Annotated in this window: 5 protein-coding genes and 1 rRNA gene; 2 read left to right on the plus strand and 4 right to left on the minus strand. The window is 61.8% G+C overall.

Annotated features, from left to right (window positions below; genetic code table 11):
* Nucleotides 1-39: 39 nt before the first annotated feature.
* Nucleotides 40-1,314, minus strand: coding sequence for a Y-family DNA polymerase (locus QOS90_RS16510; protein WP_085273218.1), 1,275 nt, complete (start codon nt 1,312-1,314; stop codon nt 40-42).
* 135 nt (nt 1,315-1,449) lie between these two features.
* Here QOS90_RS16510 and QOS90_RS16515 point away from each other — a divergent pair, with 135 nt between their 5' ends.
* Entirely contained in the window at nt 1,450-2,652 is a 1,203-nt protein-coding gene (locus QOS90_RS16515; RefSeq protein WP_027593987.1) for an MFS transporter, read from the plus strand.
* A 7-nt stretch (nt 2,653-2,659) separates the two neighbouring features.
* Here the strand turns inward: QOS90_RS16515 and QOS90_RS16520 are convergent, their stop codons facing one another.
* Nucleotides 2,660-3,088 carry a LexA family protein gene (locus QOS90_RS16520; RefSeq protein ID WP_027593988.1) on the minus strand — a complete coding sequence of 143 codons (429 nt, stop codon included), beginning with the start codon at nt 3,086-3,088 and terminating at the stop codon, nt 2,660-2,662.
* Between the two features lie 100 nt (nt 3,089-3,188).
* Here QOS90_RS16520 and QOS90_RS16525 point away from each other — a divergent pair, with 100 nt between their 5' ends.
* Nucleotides 3,189-3,893, plus strand: a complete 705-nt coding sequence (locus QOS90_RS16525; RefSeq protein WP_027593989.1) for an SOS response-associated peptidase family protein — start codon at nt 3,189-3,191, stop codon at nt 3,891-3,893.
* A 33-nt stretch (nt 3,894-3,926) separates the two neighbouring features.
* On the opposite strand, the gene QOS90_RS16530 is transcribed toward QOS90_RS16525, so the two are convergent.
* Together QOS90_RS16530 and rrf are read right to left on the minus strand one after the other, a co-directional pair.
* A complete protein-coding gene (locus tag QOS90_RS16530) occupies nt 3,927-5,741 on the minus strand; it encodes an ABC transporter ATP-binding protein/permease (protein WP_085273217.1) in 1,815 nt (604 codons plus the stop codon).
* A 155-nt stretch (nt 5,742-5,896) separates the two neighbouring features.
* Nucleotides 5,897-6,012: ribosomal RNA gene (gene rrf, locus QOS90_RS16535) — 5S ribosomal RNA — on the minus strand.
* Between the last annotated feature and the right edge of the window lie 78 nt (nt 6,013-6,090).

Below are 6,090 nucleotides of genomic sequence, written 5' to 3' on the forward strand. Positions count from 1 at the left end.
GTGAACCCGCTCCTACAGGAGGTACGTTGTAATCCGTGCTCAGCGATTAACCCGCCATAACCCGGCCATCTGCGTCGTGAAGCCTGCGCTCATCAACTCGCGCCGCATTGCCCATTCCGCTGCCGCCGGCACCGCTGCACTGCGTAGCGTGCCCCTGCCCCAACGTGCGTTGACACCGTCAATCACACCCATTACCCGCTCCGCCTGTACCGTCTGCGACGGGGCAAACAAGTCGCCGGTGAATTGCCCACGCTGGCACAGCTCCAGCAACAACACTTCTGCCTTGCTGTAGCGAAAGCCCTGCCGATAGATACGCCCCACCGCCTCCAGGGCCATGCGTGTGAGCAGCCGCACGTCATCTGTCGGATACGGCAACTGCACCACCACGCCGTTGGCGTACTTGGCCTCGTCCGGGTTGAACATACCGGTACGGATGCTGACGCGCATCTTGCTCGCCAGGGAGCGCTGGCTACGCAACTTCTCCGAGGCGCGCATCACGTAGGTGGCCACGGCTTCCTTGATGGGTGCCAGCTCGGTCAGGCGCTTGCCGAACATGCGGCTGCAACAGATTTCCTGGCGTGGCGGGTCGATGTCCTGCAGTTGCAGGCACGGCGTGCCCGCCAATTCGCGGGCGGTCTTTTCCACCACCACGCTGAAGGTCTTGCGCAGCAGGCCTGGATCGGCGCGTGATAAGTCCCAGGCGGAGCGGATTCCCATGCCCTGCAGGTGCGCGGTGAGGCGTTTGCCGATGCCCCAGACCTCGGACACGTCGCACTTCTTCAACACCCACTCACACTGCGACGCGATGCGCAGGTCGACCACCCCACCGCTGTGAACGGCCCAGCGTTTGGCCGCGTGGTTGGCCAGCTTGGCCAGGGTCTTGGTACCCGCGATGCCGACGCCGACGGGGATGCCGGTGTGCTTGAGCACCCGCTCGCGTATGCAGCGGCCCAGGTAGTCGAGGTCTCCGGGTACGCCGGTCAGGTCGGCGAAGGCTTCGTCGATGGAATACACCTCCAGTGCCGGGACCATGCCTTCGATTACCGCCATCACCCGCTGGCTCATGTCACCGTACAACGCATAGTTGGATGAAAACGCCACCACGCCATGGCGGCGCAACAGGTCCTTCACCTGGTAATACGGCTGGCCCATCTTCACCCACTGCTTGGCCTCAGCACTGCGGGCGATGATGCACCCATCGTTGTTGCTGAGCACGACGATGGGCGTGCGCAGCAGATCGGGGCGGAACACGCGCTCGCAGCTGGCGTAGAAACTGTTGCAGTCGATCAGGGCATAAACGGGCTGTGGGTTCATTTCGAAGGCTTACACTTGCTGTGTATTTATACAGTACACCTTATAAGCGCGCTATCGCCTCCTCCATTCATCCGATTTGCATCCTGCGCGCTGGCTCCTACAGTTCTGAACGTAGCAACCCCCGCGAGACGGCCAATGCGCACCACCGAAAAAACCGGCCATACGATTGCCGCCAATGGCCTGCCAAAGATCCCGCGCAGTGTTTGGGCGCTGGGCTTCGTGTCGATGTTCATGGACATTTCCTCGGAGATGATCCACGCCCTGCTGCCGCTTTACATGGTGACCGTGCTCGGCACCTCGGTGGTGGCGGTCGGCTTCATCGAAGGCATCGCCGAGGCGACCGCATCGATCACCAAGGTGTTTTCCGGCGCACTGAGCGACCGGCTGGGCAAGCGCAAGCTACTCACGGTCGTGGGCTACAGCCTGGGCGCGCTGACCAAGCCCGTGTTCCCCTTGGCCTCGGGCCTGGACTGGTTGATCGCGGCACGCTTTGTCGACCGTATCGGCAAGGGCATCCGCGGGGCGCCGCGGGATGCATTGGTGGCCGACGTAACGCCGCCCGAATTGCGCGGCGCCGCCTTCGGCCTGCGCCAGGCACTGGACACTGTCGGCGCCTTCCTTGGGCCGTTGCTGGCGATCTTGCTGATGTGGCTCACGGCCAGTCATTTCCAGACGGTGTTCTGGGTGGCGGTGATCCCTGCGCTTGTGGCGGTCGGCACGCTTGTGGCGTTCGTGCACGAGCCCGAGGCCACGGCCACGTCGCGACCGGTGCGTTCGCCACTGGCCCTGCACCAACTGAGGCGGCTTGGCGCCGGCTACTGGCGACTGATCGCATTGGCCATGGTGTTTACCTTGGCACGCTTCAGTGAGGCCTTTTTGTTGCTGCGCGCCCAGGACATGGGCCTGGCCGCGTTATGGGCACCGGCGGTTCTGGTGGTAATGGCCTTGGCCTATTCGCTGTCGGCCTACCCCGCCGGAGTGCTGTCGGACAGGCTTGGCCGCCGTGGTGTACTGATGGCAGGGCTGGGGCTGCTGCTGCTGGCTGACGTGATGCTGGCGTTGTGGCCCGGCTGGGCCGGGCTGGCGCTGGGGGTGGTGGCCTGGGGGCTGCACCTGGGTTTCACCCAAGGCGTCTTTGCTGCGCTGATCGCCGACAGCGCCCCGGCCAACCTGCGCGGTACCGCGTTCGGCCTGTTCCACCTGCTGACCGGCGTTGCGTTGCTGGTCGCCAGCGTGGTGGCCGGGCTGATGTGGGATGGGGTCGGGTTCCAGGCCACCTTTCTGCTGGGCGCAGTGTTCGCTGGGATTACCCTGACTGGGGTTGGCTTGCTGCGCTGAACGGCCGCTATTTCGGATCGTGGCTGCGCACGCTGAAGGTCACTACACCCCAGATCGTCAACTCATCGCCTTCAAGGATGTAACGTGGGGGGTAACGTGGATTCTCCGAGCGCAGCACCACCTGCCCACCCACCTTATGCAGCCGCTTGCACAGCGGTTCGCCATTGACCGCTGCGATCACGATCTGGCCATGCCGCGCTTCGAGAGAGCGGTCGACCAGCACCAGGTCGCCGTCGAAGATCCCGGCGCCCTGCATGCTGTCGCCGTCTATCCTGACCAGATACATATGCGGGGCACGCAGGTTGAACAGTTCATCGAGCGAGATGGGCTGCTCCATGTGGTCCGCCGCCGGCGACGGAAAGCCAGCGGGGATGCGGAACAGATAACGCGAAACAGCACCGCTACCGCAGGTGATGGGACCCAGGATGGAAGTCATGGCACGGCCTTGAATTTAACTGTATATAGATACAGTATCGATCTACCGAGCATCAGGTCAATTTCGGCGTAGGACATTTCGACAAGTGGGGGTACATGCCATGTGTGGACGCTTCGCCCAGTATCAAGGCTTGGCCGATTACCTGCGTGAACTGAACGCCGAACAGGACGTGATCAGCGGCTATGACAACCTGCCGATCGGTCGCTACAACGTCGCCCCCGGCAGCCGGGTGCTGATCCTGCACCGTGTCGATGACGGGCTGCGCGTCGACCCCTGCCACTGGGGCTGGGCACCGTTCTGGGCCACCGGCAAACGCCCCGCCCCAATCAACGCCCGGGTAGAGACGGTTACCACCGGCAAGTTTTTCAAAGCCCTGTGGCCGCAGGGGCGGGCGTTGGTGATGGCGGATGGTTGGTACGAATGGGTGGCCGACCCGCATGACGCCAAACGCAAGCAGCCGTACTACATCCGCCTGAAAACCCAGGCACCGATGTTCATGGCCGCGTTGGCCGAAGTGCACACGGGGATGACGCCTAACGAAGGCGATGGCTTCGTGATCATCACCGCCGCCAGTGACGAGGGCATGGTCGACATCCATGACCGCCGGCCTCTGGTGCTTGAGCCGGCGGATGCGCGCATATGGATTGACGCTGACGTACCCGCCGAGGAAGCCGAGCGCCTGGCACGAGAGCGGTGCCTGCCGGTCGAGGCGTTCGAGTGGTTCCCGGTGAGCAAGGCTGTCGGAAATGTGCGCAACGACGGGGCCGAGTTGATCGTGATGCAGGATGCCGAGCATCAACCCTGACGCTGCGCTGTCATTACCCTCCCACCCCACTCACTAAACTGGAACGTGCGCCGGTTGTTGCTCCATGACCGACCAGCCCCCATGCCCATCCACCTCGAGCCGATGCGTGTGAAACGCCGCCAACGTACTGCGGTGGCCAACACTCACCAACAGGGCCTGCGGCATCTCGCTGCGCAGTAGCCCATACAACGTATGCTCCAGCCCTTCGTCCATGGCCGAGGTGGACTCGTCGAGAAACACTACTTGGGGCTGGTTGAACAGCACCCGGGCAAACGCCAAGCGCTGTTGCTCACCCACCGAGAGGATGTGCGACCAGTCGCAACTGACGTCCAGGCGTTCGACAAGGTGGGCCAGGTTGACCTGGCGCAGGGCTTGCTGCATGCGCACTTCATGCTCGGCTGCGCTGGCCGATGGGTAGGCGATAACGGTGCGCAGGTCGCCTAACGGCAGGTACGGGCGCTGAGACAGGAACAGCGCCTGGTGCCCCAAGGGGCGCCTGACCTCACCCTCAGCGTAAGGCCAGAGCCCAGCCAGTGCACGCAACAAGGTGGTTTTACCACTCCCTGAAGGCCCTTTGATCAACAGCGCCTGGCCAGCGCGCAGACTCAGATTGAGGTCGGCAATAAGGGCATGGCCATCGGGGCGCAATACCTGCAAACCGGCAATATCCAGGGCATGCGCCTGTTCCTCGGTAGTGACGCGCGGCAGCGAACTGGCCTGTTCATTGGCATCGAGAAAGCCCGTCAAACGATCGAGGGTGGCGCGGTACTGGGCGAATGCGTCGTAGGATTCGCGGAAGAACGACAACGAATCCTGCACCTGGCCAAAGGCCTGGGAGGTCTGCATTACGTCGCCAAGCTTGATAGCGCCACTGAAGAAACGCGGCGCCTGAAGGATGAAGGGGAACACCACGGCAACCTGGCTGATACCCAGGTTGAAGCCGCTGAACTTCAAGTTTCGGAAGACCAATGCCCAAGCGTTGACAATCAATGCGCCAAAGCGGCCCAACAGTGTGCCCCGCTCTACCTGTGCACCTTGATAGAAGGCGATGTTCTCAGCATTTTCACGCAGGCGCATCAGCGCGTAACGGAAGTTAGCGGTGAGTTTCTCGTTGAGGAAGTTCAGACGAATCAACGGGCGCCCAAGGCGAAAGGCAATCCAAGTGGCAACGATCACGTACAGGTACACGGCAAAGACCATCGCCCGTGGGATCTCGACCCCCGCCACTGCCAGCGGTGCCGACAAACCCCAGAGGATGCCCGTGAATGCCACCAACGACACCAGCGCACTGACTGCGCCGAGGGCAAGCGACACGGAGTTGGTGACGAAAGCATTGACGTCCAGCTCGATACGCTGGTCGGGGTTGTCTACGGGCTCGGCGAGGAACTGGCCGCGGTAGTAAGCATCGCCGTGCATCCAGTCGCGCGTCAGGCGCTTGGTGAGCCAGACGCGCCAGTGAATGCTGAAGGCCTGGGTCACGTAGAACGTGAACAGCGAGCGCAGCACGTGGATGGTGGCAAGCACCGCAAATACGCCTAGCAGGTACCAGAAGGCGCTCTGATCCAGGCCTTGCAGGGCGCTGTAGAAACCGTTGTACCAGAACGAAAACAGCACGTTCAGGCGCACCGAGAACAGCGTCATCACCAATAACAGGGCAAACACCAACAGCGGCCGCCAGCTGCGCCTGAAGCTGAAATACGACCCGGCGAGCTGCCAGAATTGGCTGCCCCAGCGTGTAAAACGCACTGCCAGTGTCGCCGCTGCAATGAAGCAGACCAGGGTGATGAACGAGGCGATTGCCAGCCAGCTCAGGCTCTCTTGCAAGGCCTGGTGCCAGTTCATTTCCATGATGGGTATCCATGCTGAGTATTTCCGCGAGGGTAGCATTACCTCTGGTTTTATCAGGCATGGATGACGCATGTTTCATCATCACGGCCAGTGTTGACGGCCGGAAAAGACAAAACCCCTACCTGCTCGCGCAGATAGGGGTTTTGCGAAATGAATCTTGACGATGACCTACTCTCACATGGGGAAACCCCACACTACCATCGGCGATGCATCGTTTCACTACTGAGTTCGGGATGGGATCAGGTGGTTCCAATGCTCTATGGTCGTCAAGAAATTCTGTAGCCAGAATGCCCAGATGGACAGCCCAGCGAATTCGGATATGCGATTTTGTGGTTACGAACTTTCGGTT

Origin of the sequence: Pseudomonas sp. LAIL14HWK12:I10 (genome assembly GCF_900184205.1) — a bacterium.
In the GTDB taxonomy this organism is placed as follows: Bacteria; Pseudomonadota; Gammaproteobacteria; order Pseudomonadales; family Pseudomonadaceae; genus Aquipseudomonas; species Aquipseudomonas kermanshahensis.

Excerpts from the sequence above, each read along its gene's own strand:
- QOS90_RS16525 (WP_027593989.1), top strand. The coding sequence starts at position 3,189 with ATGTGTGGACGCTTCGCCCAGTATCAAGGCTTGGCCGATTACCTGCGT.
- QOS90_RS16510 (WP_085273218.1), bottom strand. The coding sequence starts at position 1,314 with ATGAACCCACAGCCCGTTTATGCCCTGATCGACTGCAACAGTTTCTAC.
- QOS90_RS16530 (WP_085273217.1), bottom strand. The coding sequence starts at position 5,741 with ATGGAAATGAACTGGCACCAGGCCTTGCAAGAGAGCCTGAGCTGGCTG.
- QOS90_RS16515 (WP_027593987.1), top strand. The coding sequence starts at position 1,450 with ATGCGCACCACCGAAAAAACCGGCCATACGATTGCCGCCAATGGCCTG.
- QOS90_RS16520 (WP_027593988.1), bottom strand. The coding sequence starts at position 3,088 with ATGACTTCCATCCTGGGTCCCATCACCTGCGGTAGCGGTGCTGTTTCG.